At 36.0% G+C, this 24639-nt stretch carries 26 protein-coding genes and 1 tRNA gene; 9 read left to right on the forward strand and 18 right to left on the reverse strand.

Annotated elements, in window-relative coordinates; translation table 11 throughout:
* Nucleotides 1-3 precede the first annotated feature (3 nt).
* The 4 genes from V4D30_RS05000 to V4D30_RS05015 are packed head-to-tail and all read right to left on the reverse strand — an operon-like array spanning nucleotide 4 to nucleotide 6222.
* Nucleotides 4-1392, reverse strand: coding sequence for an efflux transporter outer membrane subunit (locus V4D30_RS05000; RefSeq protein WP_353683227.1), 1389 nt, complete (start codon nucleotides 1390-1392; stop codon nucleotides 4-6).
* Nucleotides 1389-4517, reverse strand: coding sequence for an efflux RND transporter permease subunit (locus V4D30_RS05005; protein WP_353683228.1), 3129 nt, complete (start codon nucleotides 4515-4517; stop codon nucleotides 1389-1391). Before V4D30_RS05005 ends, V4D30_RS05000 begins: the two co-directional genes overlap by 4 nt.
* A complete protein-coding gene (locus V4D30_RS05010) occupies nucleotides 4517-5644 on the reverse strand; it encodes an efflux RND transporter periplasmic adaptor subunit (protein WP_353683229.1) in 1128 nt (375 codons plus the stop codon). Before V4D30_RS05010 ends, V4D30_RS05005 begins: the two co-directional genes overlap by 1 nt.
* Nucleotides 5641-6222 (reverse strand): TetR/AcrR family transcriptional regulator, encoded by a 582-nt coding sequence (locus V4D30_RS05015; RefSeq protein ID WP_353683230.1) that lies wholly within the window; start codon nucleotides 6220-6222, stop codon nucleotides 5641-5643. Before V4D30_RS05015 ends, V4D30_RS05010 begins: the two co-directional genes overlap by 4 nt.
* A 236-nt stretch (nucleotides 6223-6458) precedes the next feature.
* Between V4D30_RS05015 and truA the strand changes: the two genes are divergently transcribed.
* A complete protein-coding gene (gene truA / locus V4D30_RS05020) occupies nucleotides 6459-7223 on the forward strand; it encodes a tRNA pseudouridine(38-40) synthase TruA (RefSeq protein ID WP_353683231.1) in 765 nt (254 codons plus the stop codon).
* On the opposite strand, the gene V4D30_RS05025 is transcribed toward truA, so the two are convergent.
* From V4D30_RS05025 to V4D30_RS05055, 7 genes are all read right to left on the reverse strand, one after another.
* Nucleotides 7217-7609 (reverse strand): TraR/DksA family transcriptional regulator, encoded by a 393-nt coding sequence (locus V4D30_RS05025; RefSeq protein WP_353683232.1) that lies wholly within the window; start codon nucleotides 7607-7609, stop codon nucleotides 7217-7219. The two genes, truA and V4D30_RS05025, sit on opposite strands and share 7 nt — an antisense overlap.
* Nucleotides 7610-8167 carry a ribosome recycling factor gene (gene frr, locus V4D30_RS05030; RefSeq protein WP_353683233.1) on the reverse strand — a complete coding sequence of 186 codons (558 nt, stop codon included), beginning with the start codon at nucleotides 8165-8167 and terminating at the stop codon, nucleotides 7610-7612.
* Nucleotides 8139-8891, reverse strand: coding sequence for a UMP kinase (gene pyrH / locus V4D30_RS05035; protein ID WP_353683234.1), 753 nt, complete (start codon nucleotides 8889-8891; stop codon nucleotides 8139-8141). Before pyrH ends, frr begins: the two co-directional genes overlap by 29 nt.
* A complete protein-coding gene (gene tsf, locus V4D30_RS05040) occupies nucleotides 8884-9477 on the reverse strand; it encodes a translation elongation factor Ts (RefSeq protein WP_353683235.1) in 594 nt (197 codons plus the stop codon). Before tsf ends, pyrH begins: the two co-directional genes overlap by 8 nt.
* A gap of 12 nt (nucleotides 9478-9489) precedes the next feature.
* Nucleotides 9490-10275, reverse strand: a complete 786-nt coding sequence (rpsB, locus tag V4D30_RS05045) for a 30S ribosomal protein S2 (RefSeq protein WP_353683236.1) — start codon at nucleotides 10273-10275, stop codon at nucleotides 9490-9492.
* A 131-nt stretch (nucleotides 10276-10406) separates the two neighbouring features.
* Nucleotides 10407-11648, reverse strand: a complete 1242-nt coding sequence (locus V4D30_RS05050; protein WP_353683237.1) for a sensor domain-containing diguanylate cyclase — start codon at nucleotides 11646-11648, stop codon at nucleotides 10407-10409.
* Nucleotides 11645-12487: an HDOD domain-containing protein gene (locus tag V4D30_RS05055; RefSeq protein ID WP_353683238.1), complete on the reverse strand. Its 843-nt coding sequence runs from the start codon at nucleotides 12485-12487 to the stop codon at nucleotides 11645-11647. The genes V4D30_RS05050 and V4D30_RS05055 overlap by 4 nt, the downstream gene beginning before the upstream one ends.
* 45 nt (nucleotides 12488-12532) lie before the next feature.
* On the opposite strand from V4D30_RS05055, the gene V4D30_RS05060 reads away from it, so the two are divergent.
* Nucleotides 12533-12799: a SemiSWEET transporter gene (locus V4D30_RS05060; RefSeq protein WP_353683239.1), complete on the forward strand. Its 267-nt coding sequence runs from the start codon at nucleotides 12533-12535 to the stop codon at nucleotides 12797-12799.
* Here the strand turns inward: V4D30_RS05060 and aroF are convergent.
* The 3 genes from aroF to pgeF all read right to left on the reverse strand — a co-directional run bounded on the left by aroF (nucleotide 12796) and on the right by pgeF (nucleotide 14752).
* Nucleotides 12796-13809 carry a 3-deoxy-7-phosphoheptulonate synthase gene (aroF, locus tag V4D30_RS05065; RefSeq protein WP_353683240.1) on the reverse strand — a complete coding sequence of 338 codons (1014 nt, stop codon included), beginning with the start codon at nucleotides 13807-13809 and terminating at the stop codon, nucleotides 12796-12798. The two genes, V4D30_RS05060 and aroF, sit on opposite strands and share 4 nt — an antisense overlap.
* A 186-nt stretch (nucleotides 13810-13995) precedes the next feature.
* A tRNA-Pro gene (locus V4D30_RS05070) sits at nucleotides 13996-14069 on the reverse strand.
* Between the two features lie 8 nt (nucleotides 14070-14077).
* Nucleotides 14078-14752 carry a peptidoglycan editing factor PgeF gene (gene pgeF / locus V4D30_RS05075; RefSeq protein ID WP_353683241.1) on the reverse strand — a complete coding sequence of 225 codons (675 nt, stop codon included), beginning with the start codon at nucleotides 14750-14752 and terminating at the stop codon, nucleotides 14078-14080.
* A gap of 52 nt (nucleotides 14753-14804) precedes the next feature.
* On the opposite strand from pgeF, the gene V4D30_RS05080 reads away from it, so the two are divergent.
* Nucleotides 14805-16013 (forward strand): HD-GYP domain-containing protein, encoded by a 1209-nt coding sequence (locus V4D30_RS05080; RefSeq protein ID WP_353683242.1) that lies wholly within the window; start codon nucleotides 14805-14807, stop codon nucleotides 16011-16013.
* Nucleotides 16010-17254 carry a replication-associated recombination protein A gene (locus V4D30_RS05085; RefSeq protein ID WP_353683243.1) on the forward strand — a complete coding sequence of 415 codons (1245 nt, stop codon included), beginning with the start codon at nucleotides 16010-16012 and terminating at the stop codon, nucleotides 17252-17254. Before V4D30_RS05080 ends, V4D30_RS05085 begins: the two co-directional genes overlap by 4 nt.
* On the opposite strand, the gene V4D30_RS05090 is transcribed toward V4D30_RS05085, so the two are convergent.
* Both V4D30_RS05090 and V4D30_RS05095 read right to left on the reverse strand, forming a co-directional pair.
* Complete coding sequence (locus V4D30_RS05090) at nucleotides 17251-17817, reverse strand: radical SAM protein (protein ID WP_353683244.1); 567 nt, start codon at nucleotides 17815-17817, stop codon at nucleotides 17251-17253. The two genes, V4D30_RS05085 and V4D30_RS05090, sit on opposite strands and share 4 nt — an antisense overlap.
* A gap of 56 nt (nucleotides 17818-17873) precedes the next feature.
* On the reverse strand, nucleotides 17874-18776 hold the full coding sequence (locus V4D30_RS05095) for a metal-dependent hydrolase (protein ID WP_353683245.1): 903 nt from the start codon (nucleotides 18774-18776) through the stop codon (nucleotides 17874-17876).
* Between the two features lie 110 nt (nucleotides 18777-18886).
* Between V4D30_RS05095 and atpB the strand changes: the two genes are divergently transcribed.
* The 5 genes from atpB to V4D30_RS05120 all read left to right on the forward strand — a co-directional run bounded on the left by atpB (nucleotide 18887) and on the right by V4D30_RS05120 (nucleotide 23389).
* Nucleotides 18887-19564, forward strand: coding sequence for a F0F1 ATP synthase subunit A (gene atpB, locus V4D30_RS05100; RefSeq protein WP_353683246.1), 678 nt, complete (start codon nucleotides 18887-18889; stop codon nucleotides 19562-19564).
* A gap of 20 nt (nucleotides 19565-19584) precedes the next feature.
* Nucleotides 19585-19920 (forward strand): F0F1 ATP synthase subunit C, encoded by a 336-nt coding sequence (locus V4D30_RS05105; protein ID WP_353683247.1) that lies wholly within the window; start codon nucleotides 19585-19587, stop codon nucleotides 19918-19920.
* Nucleotides 19921-19986: 66 nt separating this feature from the next.
* Entirely contained in the window at nucleotides 19987-22074 is a 2088-nt protein-coding gene (locus V4D30_RS05110; protein WP_353683248.1) for a CHASE2 domain-containing protein, read from the forward strand.
* Nucleotides 22071-22538 carry an SH3 domain-containing protein gene (locus tag V4D30_RS05115; protein WP_353683249.1) on the forward strand — a complete coding sequence of 156 codons (468 nt, stop codon included), beginning with the start codon at nucleotides 22071-22073 and terminating at the stop codon, nucleotides 22536-22538. Before V4D30_RS05110 ends, V4D30_RS05115 begins: the two co-directional genes overlap by 4 nt.
* A complete protein-coding gene (locus V4D30_RS05120; RefSeq protein ID WP_353683250.1) occupies nucleotides 22535-23389 on the forward strand; it encodes a M48 family metalloprotease in 855 nt (284 codons plus the stop codon). The genes V4D30_RS05115 and V4D30_RS05120 overlap by 4 nt, the downstream gene beginning before the upstream one ends.
* Nucleotides 23390-23398: 9 nt before the next feature.
* Here the strand turns inward: V4D30_RS05120 and V4D30_RS05125 are convergent, their stop codons facing one another.
* Both V4D30_RS05125 and pth read right to left on the reverse strand, forming a co-directional pair.
* Nucleotides 23399-24073, reverse strand: coding sequence for a zinc dependent phospholipase C family protein (locus V4D30_RS05125; RefSeq protein WP_353683251.1), 675 nt, complete (start codon nucleotides 24071-24073; stop codon nucleotides 23399-23401).
* Nucleotides 24070-24639 (reverse strand): aminoacyl-tRNA hydrolase, encoded by a 570-nt coding sequence (gene pth, locus V4D30_RS05130; protein ID WP_353683252.1) that lies wholly within the window; start codon nucleotides 24637-24639, stop codon nucleotides 24070-24072. Before pth ends, V4D30_RS05125 begins: the two co-directional genes overlap by 4 nt.

Consider the following 24639-nt stretch of genomic DNA (forward strand, 5'->3'; position numbering starts at 1 on the left):
ATTTTATTCTCCTCCTCCAAGGACTTTATAAAGCGTTGATAAGTTTGCATATTTTGCAAGTTTGAGATTGTTAAGCTGTTGTTCTGTCTGAAAAAGTGCTCTCTGAGCATCAAGAACACTCAGGTAACTGTCAACTCCTCTCTCATATCTTATCTTTGCAAGTTTGTATGTTTCTCTTAATGAGTTAACAAGACCGTTCAATGCATCTATCTGCTCATCAATTGTTCCTTTCACTGCCAGTGCATCAGCAACTTCCTTAAAAGCTGTCTGTATTGTTTTTTCATAGTTTGTAACAGCAATTTCTCTTTCAACTTTTGCAGCCTCATGAGCAGCCCATACCCTTGCATCAAATATGGGCATTATTGCCTGAGGCTGAAATGTCCATATTCTTGAACCACCTCCGAAAAGCCCTGAAAGTTCACTGGATGCTGTTCCAATAGCTGTTGTAAGTGAGATTCTCGGGAAAAATGCTGCCCTTGCAGCACCTATCTGAGCATTGTATGCTTTAAGTGTATGCTCTGCTGCAATAATATCAGGACGATTTAGCAATACTTCTGAGGAAAGTCCTGGAGATATGTCCTTGGGTGGTTTAATATTACTCAGTCCTTCAGGTAAAAGCTCATCTTTAAGAGGCTCACCTGATAGAAGTTCCAGTGTGTTTCTATCCTGAGCTAAAGCCTGTGTGTATCTTGCCAAAGCTTCTCTTGCAGTTTCAACCTGTGTTTTTGCTCTGTGAAGGTCTATCTCTGAAGCAACTCCCACTTCATATCTTTTTTTAATTAATTCATAGCTTTCTTCCTGAGTTTTGAGGGTTTGTTTTGCAAGATTAAGATTTTCTTTATCTGTTGCATATGTATAATAGGCAATAGCAACTGCTGAAATAAGAGAAAGTCTCACAGCTCTGTATGTGGCTTCCTGTGCAAGGTATTGCTCTAAAGCCATCTCCTTTAGACTCTGAAGTCTTCCAAAAAAATCAATCTCCCATGATGTGATTCCGAAAGTAACACTATACTGAGATAATGTTTCTGCTTTTCCTGTGTTTGACAGTTCTACTGGAACTCTCTGCCTTAATCCAGAACCAGTTGTATCAACTGCTGGAATAAGCTCTGCTCTTTGAATTCCGTAGTATGCTCTTGCTCTCTCAACATTTAATGCTGCAAGCCTCAGGTCGCGATTATTTGAGAGGGCTTTTTTAACAATCTCCTGCAGTTTTTCATCTACGAGAAAATCATTCCATTTAAGGATTGTAGATTTTTCCGATAACTTAAGGCTTTCGTAAGCTTCTCCCTTAGGCCATTCCTTTGGAATAGGAACTTCAGGTCTTTTATACTCAGGTATCATCGTGCATGATGTAAGCAGTAAAAGCATTATAGGAATAATGAGATTTTTCATTTTACTTCCCTGACTTTAAAAATTTTCAAAATCAACACAAAAAACAGTGGAACAAACAGAATGTTAATAAATGTTCCTGCAATAACTCCGCCTTCAATGGCAACGCCGATTGCGTTCATTGCTCCAGAGCCAGCTCCCTTTGAAATGGCAAGAGGAAGAACTCCGAAGAAAAGCGCCAGGGAAGTCATAATAACAGGTCTGTATCTTATTCTTGCAGCCTCAACTGTTGCCTTATGAAGCTCTACACCCTGCCTTATTCTGTCTCTTGCAAACTGAATAATAAGTATTGCATTTTTTGACGAAAGTCCCATTGTAACAAGAAATCCTATCTGGAAGTAAACATCATTATTAAGACCCATCAACCATGTTGCCAGAGCTGCACCAAATATACCAAAAGGAAGAAGTATAAGATTTGTAATCGGAATTGTCCATGACTCATAAAGTGCTGCGAGACAGAGGAATATAACAAAAACAGAGAATGCATAAAGAATCGGAGCCTGCCCTGTTGCAAGCTTTTCTTGATAACTGAGACCTGTCCATGAATATCCTATTCCTTTACCAAGCTTTGATATAATTTCCTCGATTGCTTTCATTGCATCACCAGAGCTGTATCCTTTCGCAGGCTCTCCCCAGATGTTTATTGAAGGAAAGGCATTGTAACGCTCAAGCCTTGGTGAGCCATAAATCCATCTACCTTGGGCAACTGATGAAAATGGGACCATCTTGCCTTCATTGTTTCTTACATAAAGCCTGTTCATGTCCTCAGGAAGCATTCTGTATGGTATGTCTGCCTGAACAAAAACCCTTTTTACTCTACCTCCTTTTATGAAGTCATTTACATAGGCGCTTCCAAAAGCTGCTGAAATTGTATTATTAATTGATGTAATTGGAACTCCAAGTGCACCTGCTTTTTCCCAGTCCACATCAACTTTGTATTCTGGTATGTCATCCATTCCATTTGGTCTTACATTTTTAAGTCTTGGATCCTGACTTGCCATATAAAGAAGTTTATTTCTTGCTTCCATAAGCTTTTGATGTCCAAGCCCTCCCATGTCCATAAGCTGAAGGTCAAAGCCTGTTGCATTTCCAAGTTCAATAATTGATGGAGGAGGAAAAACAAATATCATGGCTTTTTTATTTGGAAGAAAGTATCTCATTGCCCTTTCCTGAATTGCCTTAACTCTTAATTCTGCTCTGTCCCTTAAATGCCAGTCTTTTAGCTTTATAAATGCCATTCCATTTGACTGAGTTCTTCCAGCAAAGCTAATTCCAGAGACCGTCATTACAGTATCCACAGCGTCTTTTTCTTTTGTTAAAAAATAATTCTGGACTTCTTTTAAGACTTCCTCTGTCTGTTCAAGTGTAGAGCCTGATGGAAGCATTACCTGAGCAAGAAGAATTCCCTGATCTTCGTCTGGAAGATAGGCTGTTGGAAGCTTCATTAAAATAAAGCCCAATGCTGCAACGATTATCACATAAATCAAAATGTAAAGGGGAAGTTTTCTGAAGGAGTTTTCAACAGCCTTTGTGTAGAGATGCCTTGATTTAAAAAATATGCTGTAAAACTTCTCATAAATCAGGTTAAACCAGTGAAGAATTCCCTCTTTTGCCTCTGAAGCTTTATGAGGTCTCAGGAACATTACACATAAAACAGGAGCAAGGCTTAAAGCAACAAAGACTGAAAGTAGCATGGCAGAAATTATTGTTACTGCAAACTGTCTGTAAATAATGCCTGTTGAACCCTTAAAAAATGCCATCGGAGCAAATACTGCAGATAGAACAACTCCAATTCCGATGAGAGCTGATGTAATCTGCTCCATTGATTTTATTACAGCCTCTTTTACAGAAAGACCCTCTTCCCTCATTATTCTTTCCACATTTTCAACAACAACAATGGCATCGTCAACTAAAAGCCCTATGGCAAGAACCATTGCAAACATTGTAAGCATATTTATTGAGTAGCCAGCAATTCCAAGGACAGCAAATGTGCCAAGTAAAACAACAGGAACAGTGATTGTGGGAATAAAAGTTGCACGAAGGCTGCCCATAAATAACCACATTATGAAGAAGACAAGAATTATTGCTTCAACAAGAGTCTTTACAACTTCATTTATTGCAACCTTTGTAAAAGGAGTTGTGTCATAGGGATAAACAACCTTTACACCTGATGGAAAGTGTCTGCTGAGCTCATCCATTTTATCTTTAACTTTTTTTGCCACATCAAGTGCATTTGCTCCGGGAAGAGGTCTTATTGCAAGTGCTGCAGCAGGCTTTCCCTGATAGTAGGCATTTATATCATAGTAGTCTGTTCCAAGCTCAACCCTTGCCACATCCTTTATTTTTACAGATGAGCCATCAGGATTTACTCTTACAGGAATTGAGCCAAACTCTTCTGGTTCTTTAAGCATGCTCTGAACAATTATAGGTGCATTTAGCCTCTGACCTGGCTTTGCTGGTGCACCACCAAGCTGTCCACCAGATACTTCTACATTGTAGCTTTTTATTGCAGCTATTACATCATCAAATGTTAATCCGTAACTTACAAGCTTGTGGGGTTCAACCCATATGCGCATTGCATAGGGAAAACCAAAAACTTCTACCTCTCCAACTCCTTGTATTCTTGCAAGAACCTTCTGAAGAGTTGACTGCATGTAGTCTCTTAAATCATTTGCGTCAAGACGACCATCTTCTGAAATCAGAGCAACTACCATGAGATAGTTTTTTGTTGCTTTACCAACAGATATTCCTGTTCTCTGAACAGCCTCAGGTAGACTTGGCATGGCAAGTTGAAGCTTGTTCTGAACCTTTGCCCATGCAAGGTCAGGGTCAGTTCCAGGTTCAAATGTAAGCTCAATGCGGGAGCTGCCAGATGAGTCACTGTATGCAGACATGTAAATCATCCTGTCAAGTCCTGTCATCTTCTCTTCAATAATCTGGGTAACACTGTTTTCCACTGTCTCCGCAGAAGCACCAGGATAAAATGCCTGAATGTAAATTGAAGGAGGAGCAAGTGACGGATACTGCGCAACAGGAAGGCTATAAATGGAGAGCAATCCTGCTCCCATTATAACAATGGCAATAACCCATGCAAAAACCGGTCTATCAAGAAAAAATCTGTATAGCATTACTTGTTTCCATAAGGAACGGCTTTTACAGGCATTCCTGGCATAATTTTCTGAACTCCTTCAACTATAACCTGCTCTCCCTCTGAAACTCCCTCTGAGACAAGCCATTTATCCTCTATAGCGCGGTCAACCTTAACTGGTCTTATCTGAACCTTGTTTTCTTTATCAACGATATAAACAAAAGGATTTCCTTTTGGATCACGAAACACTGCCTGCTGAGGAATAAGAATTGCATGCCTGTTTATTCCCTCTTTAACTATTGCTCTAACAAACATTCCCGGTAAAAGCACTCCCTTTGGATTTGGAACTATAACCCTTAAAATTACAGAACCAGTTGTTGGATCAACAGTTACATCCTTAAACTGAAGTGTCCCTTCCACTGGATAGACTGTTCCATCTTCAAGAATTATTTTTACCTTATTCTGCTCTTTACCAGCATATTTAAGCCTTCCCTGTTCAAGTCTTTTTTCAAGCTCTCTTAATTCCTTTGTTGAATAAGGTATGTCAACATAAATTGGGTCAAGCTGCTGAATTCGTGTAAGCTCCATTTGCTGATAGGCTGTGACAAGAGCACCTTCGGTTACATTTGATTTACCAATTCTACCTGAAATTGGCGCTGTTATTTTCGTATATCCAAGATTAATCTGAGCATTCCTTACCTGTGCCTTTAATGCCTCAATCTCTGAGAGAGTCTGCTCATACTGAGCTTTTACATCATCAAACTCCTGCTTACTTATTGCATTTACCTTTATAAGCTCCTGATATCTGTCATATCTTGCTTTTACTGATTGAAGGGTTGCCTCAGCTCTTTTTAATGCTGCCAAAGCATTGTCATAGGCTGCTTTATACGGTGCTGGATCAATCTGATAAAGGAGGTCTCCTGCTTTTACATTGCTTCCTTCTGTGAAATATCTTTTAAGAATTATTCCGCTTACCTGTGGTCTTATCTCAGCTATCCTGTAAGGATTGGTTCTTCCGGGAAGCTCTGTTGTAAGAAGAACTTTCTCGGCTTGAACAGTTATTACTGATACTTCAGGAGTTTGGGCTGGAGGCTGTTTTTTACCGCATGATGTAAGAATAAAAAACATGACAGATAAAATGAAAATGGGTTTAAACTTAGCAATCATAAATTGCTCCTTTTCAATAAGCCTTTTAATAGGACATCAATGCAGACTTCTGGCTTAAAAAGATTTTCAGGCTCAACAACAACTGAAAGAACATAACCTCCTATGATATTCATGAGTAGTTTTGCTACTTCTTCAGGCTCACATTTGTTAAATTCATGAGATTCAATGCCTCTGGAAATTATCTCTTTAAGTATCTCTCTTTCTTTTTTAAAAAACTCCCTTTTTACTTCAATTCCAAATGTAAATCCCTGTTGCTTTGCATGAATGATGATAAGCTCCCTGTTTTCCTTTGCAAATTCCAGTGCTTTTGTGAAATATTCCTTTAATGCCTGAGAAGGACTCTGAATCTCTTTAAGGGGTAACAAGACTTTGCTGTAAAATTCATTTAGCTTTTCTTTTATTAAATGAAGTGATAGTTCTTCCTTGTTTTTGAAATAAAGATAAAGCCCTCCCACGCTTATTCCTGCTTCTTTTGCAATCATTCTCATTGTTGTGCCATTGAAACCACTCTGAGAAAATAACTTCACAGCAGCATCTACTATTCTCTTCCTTGATTCATGTCCTGAACGCCTGTTCATGTGAACTAATGTTCAGTTTATAAAAGATTAAAGAAATTTGTCAAGAGGTATTTATTTTTCCTTCAAAAAAGCTGTAGGAGTAAAAAATTTTAGCCCCTACTTTTTTCTGTCATTCCCCCTTTCACTTGTCATTCCGAGCTTGCCCATACTTTGTCATTCCGAGCTTGCCCATACTTTGTCATTCCGAGCGTTAGCGAGGAATCTCCTCTTTTATTGATGTGTTATAATTCTAAATTATGGTTAATCTCAAAATGACCATTCAATATGATGGCACTAATTATTCTGGCTGGCAGAGGCAGAAAAAAGGCTATTCTATTCAGGCATTAATTGAACAGGCTCTTTCAAAGATATGTAAAACAGAAATAAAGATTCGTGGAGCTGGCAGAACTGATGCAGGAGTTCATGCTCTTGGACAGGTTGCAAGCTTTAAATGGCAGATTAAAATGCCTTTAAACAACCTTAAAAAAGCTTTAAATTCTTTGTTGCCAGAAGATATAAGAGTAGTTGAGATTGAGGAGGTAGATGCTGAGTTTCATCCTCAGTATGCAGTAAAAAGAAAATCTTATGTTTACTACTTGTGCATTGATGAAGAATGTTCCTGTTTCATTCAAAGATATGTATGGCATTATCCAAGAAAGCTTAATTTATCTTTAATGGAAGAATCCTTATCTTTGTTTAAAGGAACCAGAGATTTTACAGCTTTTTCAGGCAGTACTGAGGTAAAAAATAAAATAAGAACTGTTTATGATTTTACCATGGAGAGGCTTGACAGGCTCTGTTTCATGGACATGAACATGATTGGTAATTTTATCAAATTTAGGATAGAAGCAGACGGATTTTTAAGATACATGGTTAGAAACATTGTTGGATGCATTGTGGAATTGGGAAGAGAGAAGCTCAGTGTTGAATCAATCTGTGAAGCTTTTAATAGCGGGAAGAGACCTTCTCCAATGCAGACAGCCCCTTCCCGTGGACTTTTTTTAGAGAAAATATACTACTGACCTTCCTCGCCTTCAAATTTCTCTATCATCTCAATCTTTTCCTGACAGTCTCTGCAGTATATGGCAAATGGAAGAATCTTAAGCCTTTCCTCAGGAATTTCATCGCCACACATCTCACATATTCCATATGTGCCTTCCTCAAGTTTTCTTAGAGCTTCTTCAATTTTTTTTAAGATGTCTCTGTGCGTGCTTAACTGTTTTAAGCTTATGTCCTCTGAAAGGTCAATCACACTTAAATCAGCATCATCCATCACTGCTTCAACAATCTGTCTCTTTTCTCCTGTTTGAAACTTCTTCATCTCTTCACGAGCTTCCCGAAGAATCTGCTCTTTCATTTTATTGAGCATCTTTTTTAATCTATCTTTTCTTTCCTGATCTATTTTCATTTAAACCTCCATGATTTCTTTCTCTTTCTGTTCAAGAGCCTTATCAACCTTTTCAATAAAGGAATTCGTTATTTTCTGTATCTCTTCCTGAAGTCTGCGAGAGTCATCCTCACTTAATTTCTTTTCTTTTTCTGCTTTTTTAATCTCTTCAATTATGTCCCTGCGAATGTTTCTTATGGCTACCCTTGCTTCTTCAGCCCTTTTACGGACCACTTTCACAAGTTGCTTTCTTCTCTCTTCAGTTAAAGGTGGAATAACGATTTTGATTATCTTTCCATCATTAATTGGAGTGAGCCCGAGATCTGATTTCATTATGGCTCTTTCTATCTCTGATATCATTCTCTGTTCCCATGGCTGAATTGTAATCATTCTTGGCTCAGGTATTCCCAGTGTGGCAACCTGATTAAGAGGGAGCATGCTTCCGTAATAATCAACCTTGATGTTGTCAAGAATACCAAGGGAAGCTCTACCAGTTCTGAATGTGGATAGGTCTTTTTTAAATACTTCCAGTGCCTGATTCATTTTTTCATTAGCTTTCTTCTTGAATTCCTGCATCATTTTTCACCTCTTTTAAAACAATGCTTCCTATTTTCTCACCTAAGATTACTTTCTTTAAATTATCTGGCTTGCGGATATTGAATACCACAATAGGAAGATTATTATCCATACATAGCGTGATTGCAGTAGAATCCATCACCCTTAAGGAATTTCTTATTACATCCATATAGGTAAGTATATCAAACTTTTTCGCCTTTGAATCTTTAACTGGATCCGATGAATAAATTCCATCCACCTTTGTTCCCTTAAGGATAACATCTGCACCGATTTCAATTGCTCTGAGGGCTGCTGCTGTATCAGTTGTAAAATAGGGATTCCCCGTGCCTGCAGCAAATATTACCACCCTGCCTTTTTCAAGATGTCTTATTGCTTTTCTTCTTATGTATGGCTCAGCAAGTTCTCTCATTTCAATTGCCGATTGAACACGGGTGTCAACCTCCTGTTTTTCAAGAGCGTTCTGAAGCGCCAGTGCATTTATTACAGTTGCAAGCATTCCCATATAGTCCGCTGTTGCTCTTTCAATTCCCTGTGCCTCGGCTTCAGATCCCCTCCATATATTACCACCACCAATTACAACAGCAATTTCAACTCCCAGTTGATAGGCTTTTTTTATCTCCTCTGCCATATATTTTACAGTAAAAGGGTCAATACCATAACCCTTTTCTCCCATAAGGGCTTCACCACTGAGCTTCAGCAAAACCCTCTTGTAAATAGTTTTATTCACTTTGACCTACCTGAAATCTCACAAACCTTCTTACTACAATATTTTCACCGAATTTTGCAATTTTTTCATTGATAAGATCCTTTATCTTTCTGTCAGGCTCTCTAATGAAAGGCTGGTCAAGAAGGCACATCTCTTCATAAAATTTCTCAAGCTTTCCTTCAATAATTTTTTCAACAACCTGAGGTGGCTTATTTCCCTTTATCTGAGCTTTATAAATTTCCCTTTCTTTTTCTATCACATCCTGAGGAATATCTTCTCTCTGTATGTATTGAGGGTTTGATGCAGCTATCTGCATTGCAATATCCTTAGCAAGCTGACGGAATTCCTCATTTCTCGCAACAAAGTCTGTCTCACAGTTAAGTTCAAGCATTACTCCAATTTTATCCATATGAATGTAAGATGTTATGATTCCTTCTCTGGCTTCACGTGATGCTTTTTTCTGAGCAGTTGCAAGTCCTTTCTGCCTTAAATATTCAATTGCTTTATTGAAATCTCCTCCTGATGCTTCAAGTGCTTTTTTACACTCCATCATTCCAGCACCTGTTTTTTCTCTGAGTTCTTTCACCATCTGAGCGGTTATTGCCATTTTTCTCCTCCTTTACTGTTCAATGTATTCATCCATTGATTTTTGATACTCCTCTTCCTGAAGTATCTTTTCTTTTATTGCTGCCTTTTCAGCTTCTTCCTCAAGGCGTTTCATGAAAATCTCTCTGCCTTCAAGCACTGCATCAGCCATCTTTGATGTAATCAGCTTTATTGCTCTTATTGCATCATCATTCCCTGGAATAACATAATCAACGAGATCAGGATCACAATTTGTATCAACTATGGCAACTATAGGAATTCCAAGTTTTATTGCTTCCTCAACAGCTATTTTTTCTTTTTTTATGTCCACAATATAAATTGCCTTTGGGAGCTCCATCATATCTTTAATTCCAATTAAGTTTATTTCAAGCTTTTGTCTCTCTTTTTCTAATTTTGAAATCTCCTTTTTTGTATGTAAATAAAGTGTTCCGTCTTCTTTCATCTGCTCAATTCTCTGCCATTTTTCAACGCTTTTTCTCACTGTGGAAAAGTTGGTAAGCATTCCTCCAAGCCAGCGATGATTTACATAAAAAACTCCTGCTCTCCTGGCTTCCTCCTGAATTGCTTCCTGTGCCTGCTTTTTTGTGCCCACAAACAGAATGCTTCCTCCTTCAGCTGAAACGGTTTTTAAAAATTCATAAGCCTCTTCAATGCCTTTTACAGTCTTCTGCAGGTCAATAATGTGAATTCCGTTTCTCTCTGCAAAGATGTACTTTTTCATTTTTGGATTCCATCTTTTAACCTGATGTCCAAAGTGAGCGCCTGCTTCAAGAAGCTCTTTCATTGTAATTACTGACATAAAAACCTCCTCAAATGGTTTTACCTCCGCCCTTTCTCCTTAACCCTTTCGGGGACCATCGGAGAAGTTTTAGGGCGTGTGTTTTAAAGAGTCAAAGACTCTACATTAAGTTTAAAATTTATCATATTTTTTCAGTTTGTTTCAATTACCTCTATTGTATCCCTTAATTTCTTGGCTTTAAATAAAACTTTATCAACTTCTTTGAAAAAATCTTTATAGTCCTTGTAAAATTTAAAATTCTCACCCCTTCCAATGCAGCCCACAGCACCACTGGTACTGACAGAGGCTTTTTTATATCTATTTTTAAATTCTTCTTTTACTCTTTCAGCAAATTTTTTAGCTCCATCCAGGGAAGCTCCTATTAGAATACATCCAAATTCGTCTCCTCCAATTCTGGCAATAATATCTTCTTTTCTTTTCACAGTTTTTAAAATCGTTGCAAAAAGCTTTATAAGCCTGTCTCCTTCAGGGTGCCCAAACATGTCATTGACTTTTTTCAAACTGTCAAGATCAAAAAGAATTAAACAGAAGCTATTTCCATATCTTAAAGACCTTGCATACTCTTCCTCAAGTCTCTGGAAAAAGAATCTTCTATTGTGTATTCCTGTAAGAGAGTCTGTTATGGAGGCTTTGTAAAGCTTCTTATTTATTTTCTGTAACTCTGCTGTTTTCCTGTTGACTTCTTTTTGTAGCTGCTCGTTAAATTTTAAATTTTCATTGTACAGTTTGAAAAGTGTTATCACTGCAGAGAAAAGTTGCACCATTGAAACAAGAAAGAAGATGCATGCTTCATCAAAAGCATTGGCTTCAGGATGGGAAAAGTTAATCACACCGATTATTTTGTTTTGGAATTTTACAGGGACGGATAAAACTGATCCTATAGGAAGTGTGGAAAGTTTTGGATCAAATCTTTCGTCTTTTTTTACATCAGGAGCGTAAATAAAACTACCATCTCTGAAAGCCGCGCCTGCCAGAGTATTCTCAATATTGAATATTTTCTTTTTGAAATCTTTCAGTTTAATTTTACCTGAGGCAACTTTTAAAACAAGCAGATTCAGTTCAGGATGTTTTTCCATAAAGGATATATTTTCAACAGGAAGCAGTTTTATAAACTCATCAAAACAGTACGATATGAAGCTGTAGATCTCTTTGTCATTGTAAATTCTGTCAAGAATCCGATTAATAGAAGATATAACCCTTACAGAAAACTCTGTACTGCAGGCAAACTCTTCGGTCAGTTCAAGGAGAGATTCTTCTATAAATGAATGTTTTTTAATGTGTTCTAAAATAATTTGTTTTAGCTCTTCATCACTGTAGCTATCCAGATTTTTAAGTTTAAAAAGACTTCCGAGATCTAATAAGAATTCTCTCATAAGTTTTCCACATCCTTGACAATTTCTTTTAATTCAAGAATTAACTCCTCTGGTTCTGGAAGGTTTAAAATTTTATAAACCCTTTCCTTGTAGAATTCAGACTCCTTCTTAACTTGAAATGGGTAGTAACCAAGCTGTTCAGCAATAAAATTGGAGAGTTGAACAATAGCAACGGTTTTTGCATATTTTAATGATTTCTGAGGAAAGTCGTGATGATAGAGAATCACCTCCAGGACTATCTCTGGCAGTCCCCAAAACTCAGCAATCCACTTTCCTATTTCTGAATGAGTTGTTCCAATAATTTTTTCTTCTGCTTCTTTAAGAGAATCTACTTGTCTGAAAGCTTCCTCTATTTTCTGAAACTGTTCATAAAAAGCATAATGAAGAGCAAAGAGTCCAATATCATGAAGAACACCGGCTGTGAAATTATCTTCTGAAGGCTCATTCAAAAATTTTTCTGAAATAACCTGAGATACTATGCCTGTAGCAATAGAATGCTTAAAAAGCTCTTTATAACTTTTTTCTTTTTCAGGAGATGACTTAAAAAGGCTGAATATGGATATACTTAAAGCAATATTTTTCAAAGCTTTAAATCCTATTTTAAGAAGAGCGTCTTTAACAGTTGTAATAGGTTTATACATTCCAAGATAAACTATATTGGCAACACCTAAAACCTTTGACATAATTGGTGGGTCTCTTTCAATAATGCTGACAAGTTCATCAAGATGCGTTAGTTGTCTTGATGTTAAATTAAGTATTTTTTCTGCAGTATAGGAAAGCGTAGGAAGTTTTTTAAGTTTCTGAATATCAATTCTTATGTCATAACCTGTCGAGTTCATTGTTCTTGCTTGCTTAAAATTATTCTAAATAATACAATATAAATTATGGAGTTTTCAATCAATTTAAATAACATTATTGGAATTGTAGCAGGAATAATAACAACAGGTGCTCTTGTTCCGCAGGCATTGAAAATTTATAAAACAAAATCCGCCAGAGATGTCTCCCTTACGATGTTTATTTTTTTGGCAATAGGAATCACTCTCTGGTTTTTCTATGGAGTTTTGATTAAAGAATTACCTGTAATTTTAGCAAACTTTGTTTCTTTAATTTTAATTTTTTCAATTATTTTTATGAAAATCCGCTATGGTTAAATCTTTTCTACAACCGATGTAAAAAGCTTCAGATTTTCAACTAATCTGCCAAAAGAGCTGAAATTCAAAGATTGTGGTCCGTCAGAAAAGGCTTTTTCAGGCTGTGGATGAACCTCAATCATCAATCCATCTGCTCCTGCAGCAACAGCAGCATAAGCCATTGAAGGAACATATTTTGCATAACCTGTTGCATGGCTTGGATCAACTATTACAGGAAGATGCGTCTCTTCTTTAAGCACTGCTATAGCTGAAAGATCAAGAGTGTTTCTTGTGGCAGTTTCAAAGGTTCTGATTCCTCGCTCGCATAAAATAACATTTCTGTTACCTTCGCTCAGAATATATTCAGCACTCATAAGCCATTCTTTGATGGTCATTGACATTCCTCTTTTAAGTATTACGGGTTTCTGAACCTGTCCCACTCTTTTTAAAAGTTCAAAATTCTGAGCATTTCTCGTTCCAATCTGGAGAATGTCTGCATATTCGCAGACAAGGTCAACATGTTCAGGATTAACAACTTCTGTTACCACAGGCATTCTGGCGATCTCTCCTGCTTTTTTGAGTAATTCAAGCCCTTCCTTGCCGAGTCCCTGAAAGGAATATGGAGAGGTTCTTGGCTTGTAAGCACCTCCTCTTAAAATATGAGCACCCATTAATTTTACAGTCTTTGCAGTGTTAATAATCTGCGCTTCATTTTCAACAGCACAGGGACCAGCGATTATAACAACTTCTTTGCCTCCAATTGACACATCTCCCACTTTGATAACAGTTTTTTCCTTTTTTACTTCCTTTGAGGCAAGCTTGTAGGGTTTAAGAATCGGTATAACAGCCTCTACTCCATCAAGACTCTCAAGGCTCTGAAGTATAAATTTGCCCCTTTCATCTCCAACAGCTCCAATTACATTTCTTGTGGTGCCGTAGATCACATGGGGTTTGTAGCCAAGTTCTTCAATTTTGGATATTACCTCTTTAAGCTGTTCCTCTGTGGCTTCTGGTTTCATTACGATTACCATTTTTTAAACCTCCATTAAAGTTTTTAAATAAAAAAGACAGACAGAACAGGGGCTTCCTCTGCCCCTGACCTGTCTGCCTTGAATTTTTCTGCCAGACTAAAATGTCAGAGGCAGATTAGTTAAAGTAAAAGCCAAACCAGAAATAATAGATTTTCTCTGCCATTCAAGCTCTCCTTTAACTCCTTATCGGGGTGAGAGGATTTGAACCTCCGACACCACGGTCCCGAACCGTGCGCGCTACCAGACTGCGCTACACCCCGTTTTAATATTATAACATTCCTATGACTCCGTATTGTCTTGCTGCCTTTTTACCATGAAATCTGTACGAAGCATATTCATTGTTTTTACAATATGTGCAGTCCTCTGAAATCCAGATGTTTTCTTTTTTTACTCCTGCTGAAATAGCCTGAAGAAGGTTTGCTATTCCGATATCAACATGTTTTTTGCCATTTACTCTTAAAATATATTCTTTTTCAGGAATTTCTTTTCTTAATTCTTCAATGACTTCCTGCCCTACCTCATAACAACATCCTTTAATGTATGGTCCAAAAGCAATCAATAGATTTTTTGGCTCACATCCGCAAATTTCCTTCATTTTGAAGATTGTTTTTTTTAAAATTCCCTTTGCTGTTCCACGCCATCCAGCATGAACTGTTCCAATTACTTTTTTTTCTGGATCAAATATTAGCGCTGCCAGACAATCTGCTGTTTTTACGCCTATAAAAAGATTTTTTTGATCTGTAATCACTGCGTCTGCTATGGATGGCTCAGCGTAAGAATTCAAAATTGCTATAGAATCTGTATGTCTTTGAATAGGAAGATAAAGCTTAAATGGAAGCGAATCTTTAAAATCTTCAAATTTTTCTATCCTTTTTGTAAAAAATGCTTCAATCTGTAGTCCTTTAAATATTTCTGGATAAATGAGCATTGTTTTATTATACATTCAGAACAAAAGCATGTTCCATTTTTTAAGAATTTTTTGAGATAATTAATTAATGGGCTATGCAACAAAAATAAAAAAGATCAACGAAAAACAGCTAATTAAAATCCCTGTTGAGGAATTAAAAATCAACAGAGCTTTACCATTTGATGTCTACATCCGTGACTCAGGAATAGATAAAAAAATTTTCAACAAAGCAACGATTCTTTCAAACAGTTTTCTTGAAGTATTAAAAGAAAAAGGAATAAGTCATGTTTATGTTGAAGAGTCTGATCTGGATACTTATAAATCAAGAGCATTGCCAGAATCAGTTTTAGACTCCCCTGTAGCTTTTAAAAATTATTCTTTTTTTAAAGAAAATTTCTATCAAATTGACAGAAATCTTTTAATCCCGGGTGTTGAAGTTGAGTTTTCTATTTATCAATTAAAAGATTTTAACTTCAAAAAAATCGTTGAAGCATCACCGGAAAAGCCATCCATGATTTATGGGGATACAATTCCTGAGGAAGGAGATATTTTAATTGAAAAAAAGGATTTGCCTTTATTTAGAGAATACCTTGAATTTCTGAGTAAAAGAGTTGAAGAAAAAGAGCTGATAATTAAAGAATCCGCCAAAGTATTAATAAATGAGCTTTTAAATGAACCAAGAAGCGGAGAAAAGATAAAAAAGGCAGGCGAAGTTGTCGCTAATATTATAGAAACAATTCTTGATGAGCCTGATTCAATTTATAGTCTTTTAAGTTTAAAGGGTTATGATTACTATACCTACACTCACTCAGTTAATGTGGGAGTTTTATCTACTGGGCTGGGGATACAGATAGGACTTGACAGGGATGCTTTGTTTAAACTTGGAATGGGTGCAATTTTACATGATTTAGGAAAAAGTCAGATTCCTCATGAAATACTTAATAAACAGGGAAAACTTAATGATACAGAATACAATATTATAAAACAGCATGTTTTGTTCGGTTATGAACTTCTTGAAAATCAGAAAGAGTTTCCTAAGGAATCTCTCACAGCAGTGCTTCAGCATCATGAAAAGCTTTCTGGAAGAGGATATCCTTTTGGTTTGAAGGAAGAAGAAATAAAGCTTTTTGGAAGAATTACAGCAATTGCAGACTGTTATGATGCTTTAACAACCCGAAGACCATACAAGCCTCCGCTAACTCCCTATTTTGCTCTTTCCATAATTGTTAAAGAAAAAGGAGATTATAACCCTGAGCTTTTAAAAACTTTTATAAAGATGCTTGGAAAGATAAAATGACTGATTTATTTGATAAACTCTCAGAGCCCTTAAAAAAAGAGCCTCTTGCTTACAGAATGACTCCGAGAAATCTTGATGAGTATGTGGGACAGAGTCATATTATTTCTAAGGGAAAGCTTCTCAGGAGAGCAATTGATTCAGACAGAATAACCTCGCTTATTTTATATGGACCTCCAGGAACAGGCAAAACAGCTCTTGCAAGAATTATTGCAAATAAGACAAAGGCTCATTTTGAGTGGCTTAATGCAACAACCCTGAATATTGAAGAGATAAGAAAGCAGATTTTTGCAGCAAAACAAAGGCTCAGTAAAGGGGAAAAGACAATTCTTTTTATAGATGAAATTCACAGACTTAATAGAGTTTCTCAGGATGCCCTGCTTCCAGATATTGAAGAAGGAAACATAATCCTTATTGGAGCAACAACGGAGAATCCATTTTTTTATCTTAACTCTGCTTTAGTTTCCCGAAGCCATGTATTTGAACTAAAGCCTTTAACTGAAGAAGAGATTATAACTATTCTTAAAAGAGCTTTGATTGATAAAGAGCGTGGATTTGGAGATTTAAAAATTGAGATTACTGATGAAGCAATGTCTCATATTGCAAAGTCTTCAGATGGAGATGCAAGAAAGGCACTTTCTGCCATTGAAATTGCTGTATTAACCACAGAACCTGATGAAGATGGTGTTATAAGAATTGATATCAGAATTGCCGAAGAAAGTATTCAGAAAAAGCACATTGTCTATGACAGGGCAGGAGATCAACACTACGATACAGCCTCAGCTTTTATTAAAAGTATGCGAGGAAGTGATCCTGATGCAACAGTTTACTGGCTTGCAAAGATGATTTATGCAGGAGAGGATCCCCGTTTTATTGCTCGCAGAATAGTGATTGCAGCAAGTGAGGATGTGGGAAATGCTGATCCAATGGCTCTGGTTGTTGCCACATCAGCAGCTCAGGCAGTTGAATTTGTAGGAATGCCAGAGGCGAGAATAATTCTTGCTCAGGCTGCCATTTATGTTGCCCTTGCGCCAAAAAGTAATGCCTGTTACATGGCAATAGAAGAAGCCTTAAAAGATATTGAGAGAGGGCACACCCTTCAAGTTCCAGAGCATCTGAAAGATACTCACTACAAGGGAGCTAAAAGGCTTGGTCATGGAAAGGGTTATAAATATCCCCATGATTATGGTGGCTATGTGCAGCAGCACTATCTTCCTGAGAAGAAAAAGTATTATAAGCCTTAGAATCCTCTTTTGTCACCAAAAATATATTTATGAATTTGAAGATTCAGCCTTACTGAAAGCCCGTCATTAATTATCCACTCAGCAAGCTCTTTAGGATTTAGAATTCCACAGGCAGGAGAAAAAAGAATCTCTTTAGCTTTTATTCTATGGGTTTTTATAAAATTCTTTGCCCATTCATAGTCTTGTCTGTCAGTTAAAACAAATTTAACTTCATCAGTTTTTTTTAAAAAATTCAAATTTTCAAGAAAGTTTCTCTCACTCATTCCACTTCCAGGAGTTTTTATGTCCATGATTATTTTTACCTGAGGATTAACTTTTTCCAGAGATACAGAGCCATTTGTCTCAAGAAGCACAATATGAGTTTTTACAAGCTCATTCATAAGTTCGTAAACTTCCTCCTGCAAAAGGGGCTCTCCTCCTGTAATCTCAACATATTTAAATGGGAAGGAATGAATTTTTTTTAAAACTTCATCAATTGAACGCTCCTCACCTTCATAATAGGCATATTTTGTATCACAGTAGGTGCATCTAAGGTTACATCCTGTAAGTCTTAAAAAAATCATAGGTATTCCTGCGAGAGAGCTTTCTCCTTGAATGCTTGCAAAGATTTCGCAGACTTTCATATCTTTAAAGTAGCATTTATTATTTTATAACCCTGCGGGGTTTCCTTTAGCCATACTTTTGCAGTAAATCTATCATTAGGTAAAAATCCATAGGAAAGCTCTTTCCAGATCACCACAGTTACATCGCCTTCATGTCTCAGTTGAGCTATAGGATGTTTTGCAAAGGAAAGCAAAGCTTTTACTGCTTCAGCTTCTTTTGATTTTATAATGGCAGGGTCATTTTTAATTCTGTATTTTTCATCAACACAAACTCGCTTTGTAAAAAGGTCAACAAATCCAGTTATGTATTCATCTGAATGCCTTGTCACAAACCACCATCTTAAAAAATCATTGGGGAGAGGATAAACCCTGTATTGATGTGCTTCAATGTTTTGTTTAAGAAAAGCTCTTGCCTCTGCTTTAAGATATGCCTTTGTTGCAATGTATAAAGCAATAAAAACAATTGAAAAAATATATAAAAATTTTGCATGCTTCTTAAACTTTATTGACAGAACCACCACTGTCAAAAGAGGCAGTAAAACATAAGGGTCAACTATAAATGTTAAAGAAAGACTGTATGAGTTCCAGTCAAAGGGAGAAAGAATCTTTGTTCCGTATTGATTTGTAAGGTCAAGAAAAAGATGAACTGCATAGGCTATGAATGCAGAGGCATAGGCTTTTAAGAAACCTAATTTTTTGCGAAAAATTATCCCTGGTAAAAGAGGAAACAAAAACAATGCTCCAATTCCATGAGTAATTCCTCTGTGATACATAAGAAAAAGCTCTCTACTGTGAAACCTTAAAATAATGTCAATATCAGGCAGGATGGATGCAACAAGAATAATTGCAAAAATGGTTTTGTTTTTAGTTATTGTCTTACCAACTACAAATCCAGAAAGGGTATGGGTAACGGGATCCATAAAAAATTGTAACAGAAATTAAATAAATAAAAGAAGTTTTGTTTTGTGCTTGACATTTGAAGAAAATTTATGTATTATAACTTAATCAAAAATGAGAAAGGAGGCATAAAGTGGAAGCACCAACCTTTTTAGGAATGTTGTTACCCTCAATCCCACCGTATGTTAGTTATTCCTGGTTAGCAATTATATTTCTTATCATTGTTTCTTTAATTGTCAGAGGAAAGTTATCTTTAATTCCCTCGGGAATTCAGAATGTTATGGAAGTTATTCTGGAATTTTTATCAAGTCAGGCACGAGATGCAGTTGGGAGTAAGTATGCGAAAACTTTTATTCCCCTTCTTGGAACTTTATTTCTTTACATTCTTACCTGCAACCTATTTGGACTTATTCCAGGTTTTGAATCTCCTACAGGAAACCTCAATACAAATGCCTCAATGGCTGTTCCAGTATTTTTAATCTACCAGTTTTATGGTTTTAAAGTTCATGGAATAAGATATCTTGAGCATTTTTTAGGTCCTATAAGAAGCATTTATGCAATTCCTTTTATGGCTTTTATGTTTATTGTAGAATGGATCAGCCATCTCGCAAGACCTATTACACTTTCTGTCCGACTTTTCGGTAACATGATGAGTAAACATCTCTTATTAATGGTTCTTGGAGTTTTAACACCTTTGCTTGTTCCTACTCTTGTTTTAATTTTAGGAACTGCAGTTAGCTTTATTCAGGCATATATATTTATGATACTTACAGCAGCCTATATTGGCGGTGCTGTAGAAGAGCATCATTAAAAAGAAAGGAGGTGTGAGGAATGAAAAAAGTTTTGGTAGCATTAGTACTTTTTAGCTTAATTCTTTTTGCAGGGACGGTATTTGCTGCAGAAGCTACTGCAGATGCTGCTAAGTTAAATTACTATGGTTTTGCCAGCCTTGGAGCATTGGTTGGAATTGGTCTTGCAGCAGCTGGTGGAGGAATTGGAATGGGTCATGGATTGAGAGGAATAATGGAAGGCTCTGCGAGAAATCCTGGAGTGGCAGGTAAACTTCTTACCACTTTCATCATTGGATTGGCATTGATTGAAACTCTCGTTATTTACACACTTGTCATAGTTCTTATAACTTACTATGCAAATCCTTTTGTAAAGTAATTTTTCTTTCATTTTTTCAAAGAAGGAGGAGCATTTGCTTCTCCTTCTTTATTTTTGAGCTTAGTGGTGAAAGGAAAAAGTTTATTAAAAAATATGGTTATTCTTTCAATTCTTTCCTTTCTTATTTCCTCCTTCATTTTTCTGTTAGACATCTTGAAACCCTTTGAATTTAAAGTTTATGATTTACTTTCAAACTACTTAACCCCTTCTAAAAAATCTGACAGTATTTGCCTTATTTATGTGGATCAATTAAGCATTGATGAACTAAGCAAACAAAAAATAACATGGCCCTGGCCAAGACAGATTTATGCTCCTGTTATTGAGTATCTTTCAGAGGCTGATGCTGTTTTCCTTGATATACTTTTTACTGAGAACTCCTCTTATGGTGTTGAAGATGACAAAATTCTTGCACAGGCAATCAGGAAAGCAGGTAATGTTTATCTGCCTGTTGTTTTATCAAAAGAAAAAAGAAATTTTGATGAAAAATATGTGAAGAAAATAGCCTATCAAGATCTGATACCATTAAAAAATGAATACAACTCTGTAATCTTTCCGATAGAAGAGTTCAAAAACTCTGCTAAGGGGTTTGGAAATGTAAGCATTCTTCCTGATGAAGACGGAATTTACAGGAGAATGCCTCTATTTTTTAAGGTTAAAGACTATGTAATTCCTGGTTTTGTGATGAGTTACTTTATTCAAAAAAGTAGCATTTCTGTTAAAAATAAAGAGATTTCAATAGACAATATGGTTATTCCTCTGAATGATGGAAATTTAGTTTTAAAGTTTTCAAGCGATAAAAAACCTTTTTATGTTTTCTCATTTGTAGAGCTTCTTAATGCATCAGTCTCAGAAAATCAAAACTCAAAAATTAAAAAGGATTTTTTTAAAGGAAAGACCGTTTTTATTGGGCTTACAGCTGCAGGGCTTTTTGATCTCAAGCCTACACCTCTGTCTTCAAAAACACCCGGTGTATTTATTCATGCCACAGCTTTTGAAAATCTGGTTAATAAGGATTTTATTAAAATCATTCCCAGATTTTATATTTTTGTTCTGATTTTTTTTATATCCCTGATAATTCCCTATGCTTTCATGAAACAGCATTCCATGAAAATAAATCTTACAGTTTTTTTATGTGTAGCAGTATTTTTATTTTCAGTTAGCATAATTTTATTCAGATTTTCCTTATATCTACAGCTTTTACCATCCTTTGTATGCCTCTTGTCAAGCTCAATAATCACGCTTTTTTATAGCTATGCTACAGAGGGAAGAGAAAAAAGCTTTATAAAAAAAACTTTTACCCAGTACATGGATAAAAAAATTGTTAATTATTTGCTTGAACATCCTGAAACCATAATACCAGGTGGACAGAAAAAAACTGTTACTGTATTTTTTGCAGACATAGCAGGCTTTACTTCTATATCAGAAAGACTATCACCAGAAGACACAGCAATGATGCTTCATAAAGTGCTTAATTCATTAACCTCAGTGGTTATTAAACATGGAGGAGTGGTGGACAAATATATTGGCGATTGTATTATGGCTTTCTGGGGAGCACCTTTAAAAACCGAGTTAGATGAGATTAATGCCTGCAGAGCTGCTTTAGAGTGCATTGAATCTCTCCGTGAGCTAAATAAAGAGTTTTCAGAAAAAAGTTTCCCACAAATTAAAATCAGAATAGGAATCCATACAGGAGATGCAATCGTAGGTAATATAGGTAGTGATAGACTTTTTAACTATACTGTAGTTGGAGACACAGTAAACATAGCATCAAGACTTGAGGGAGTAAACAAGTTTTTTAAAACAAATATTGTAATCAGTGAGGAGACATACTTAAAAACATCAGATATTTTTCTTGCAAGGCAACTTGGAGTGATAACAGTTAAAGGAAGGGCTAAACCGATAGGCATATTTGAAATTTTAGGCGAAAGAAGAAATTCAAGCCCTGAAAAAATACTACTTGTTGAAAACTATAATACCGGATATTTACTTTTCAGACAACAAAGATGGGATGAAGCAAAGGAAGTTTTTCTTTCTCTTGTAAAAGATTTTCCTGAAGATTTTCCATCAAGGTTTTATTTAAACAGAATAGAAGAAATTGCCGATGCTCAACAGTTGACAAAAGATTGGTTTATTATTAAAATTGAAGAAAAATGAAGTCAAGAATAGTATTCAATGTGGCTGCTTTATTCTTTCTGTTTACTACCCTGTCATGGGCTGAAACAATTACTGTTATCACAAAGGAAAATGCAATAAGGGAGTCTCCAAAATTTTTTGCACCTGTAAAAGCCTATGTAAGATATGGAGATATACTCAATGTAATCGGGAGACAAAAGGACTGGTACAGGGTTAAGTTTAAAAATATATCAGGATACATACATAAAACCGCAGTTGAAAAAAGAACTGTTACGAGTTATGAAACTTATACTACTTCCACAACTCCTTCAGAGGGCGAGATAACTCTTGCTGGAAAAGGCTTTAATCCTCAGGTTGAAAGGCAATACAGAAGCAATCATCCGAAGATGCCCTATGACCTTGTTGATAGAATTGAAAAATACAGCATTCCTGAAAGGGAAATAATATCTTTCATAAAAAACGGAGGACTCTCAGAACCACAATGAAGAAGTTTATCATTGTATTAGTTTTACTGTTTTGCCTGTGTTCATGTCAGAATGTTGATATAAATAAAGTTCTGGATATGACATTTACCACTATTCAGGCAACTGAAAAAGCAGCAAGACCCATATCTGATGAAGAAGAATACTATGTGGGAAGAGCTGTTGCAGCAAGACTTTTACAGTCCTATCCCCTTTATGAGAATCTGGAACTAACGAGATATATAAATTTAATCGGCAAGACAATCGCCTTGCATTCTGAAAAGCCTTTTACATATGGAGGTTATCACTTTGCAGTATTAAACAGTAACGAAATAAATGCTTTTGCCTGCCCAGGAGGCATAATATTGATTACAGAAGGAATGATTAAGCTTGCACAGAATGAAGATGAGCTTGCTGCAATACTTGCACATGAAATTGCCCATATAAATCATCGTGATGGAATAAACTCAATTAAACAGGCAAGATGGACAGAGGCACTCACAATTATTGGCACAAAAGCAGCAAGACAGTTTGGTTCTGAAGAACTGGTAAGGCTTGTAAATATCTTTGAAGGCTCAGTGGACGATATAGTTAAAACTCTTGTTGTAAATGGTTATAGCAGAACACAGGAGTATTCAGCAGATGAAGCTGCTTTGCTATATCTTTCAAAAGCAGGATATGATCCTCATGCATTAATGAATGTTCTTGAGAGATTGAAACAATACACTACCGCCTATGGAACAGGGATTTTCAAAACACATCCGCAACCTGATGATAGAATAAATAATCTCAAAGATAAACTTACTTCAGTGAGTGTAGATTTAAATCTCTTTAAGAAAAGAACACAGAGATTCAGATCTTTTGTAAAAAACTGAAATTGTAAATTAGTTATATGGTGGAAGGCTTATTATTTTTGAATTTTCTCCATGATTGAGAATTTCTACCATAGCAGTCAAAGACTTTAAATGAAAAATATCAAATGCTTCAGGATTTTTTAATTCGCCTGTATTGAACGCTGACAGGAAAATCAATGACTTGTATATTTTTTTTGAAGTTTTCATAGAAACAGGATTCACCAGGGTTTGTTCAAAAAATCTTTCACTTATCTTTTTAACTCTCTTGTTAATGCTCATTATTTGAAGCCAGTAAAATCTGTCAACTATTCTATCTGCTTTTATTTCAAAAATAATATGTTGAAAGGAATTCAATTCTCTGATCTCATCGTGAAGCACTGCATCTGCTGCTAAGTGAGTTAAAAATCCGTAGGCAAAAGATTTTTCTTCAGGTGTCTTTGCCCTGTTTAAAAGCATAAAACCTGTTTTCCACGAATGGGGATTTTTTTCCTGAGGCAGATATTTTTTGCCAATTACTGTGTCAGGAATAATGTTGCCATAAATAAAATAATCTTTATAAAGTTTTATAATTGTTAAAACCTCTGCAGTCACCAATCCTGAAAGAGAAAGTATCTGCCCTGAAAGATAAGTATGAGTAAGCGGTCCCCATGCATAGGAAGGCTCAGGTAAAAATATAAAAATAATAATTAAAAAAAGCCATCTCATCTGTCAGCCTGATGGTAAATATTCATTGCTTTATTAACACCTTCAGTAATTATAGCAATAATTGAGTCTGCTGCTAAAGCAATTCTCTCCTTTAGTATTGCCGTTTCTTCTTTTTTAAAAGGACTCAGAACATAATCCGATGTATCCTGATCAGGGTCTTTACTTATTCCCAGTTTTACTCTAATAAAATCTTTTGTTCCAATGTTTTCAATGATTGATTGCACTCCTCTATGTCCTCCTGACGAACCATTCCTTTTTATTTTTATTTTGCCTAAGGGTAGATCAACATCATCATGGACAACAATCAGGGAAGAAGGAAGAGACTGTAAAACTTTTTCATCTACCAGCTTTTTTACAGCTCTTCCACTTAAATTCATGTAGGTTAGTGGTTTTACAATTGCTATATCTTTATCGTTAATCTTTGTCTCTGCTATTAAGTAATCATTTTTTTCTTTAAACTTTACACTAAGCTTTCTGGCAAGTTCATCAACTATCATAAAACCCACATTGTGTCGTGTATTTGCATATTTTCTTCCAGGATTTCCCAGTCCAACAATTATAATCAT

Source organism: Thermodesulfovibrio sp. 3907-1M (assembly GCF_040450955.1).
Taxonomy (GTDB): Bacteria; Nitrospirota; Thermodesulfovibrionia; order Thermodesulfovibrionales; family Thermodesulfovibrionaceae; genus Thermodesulfovibrio; species Thermodesulfovibrio autotrophicus.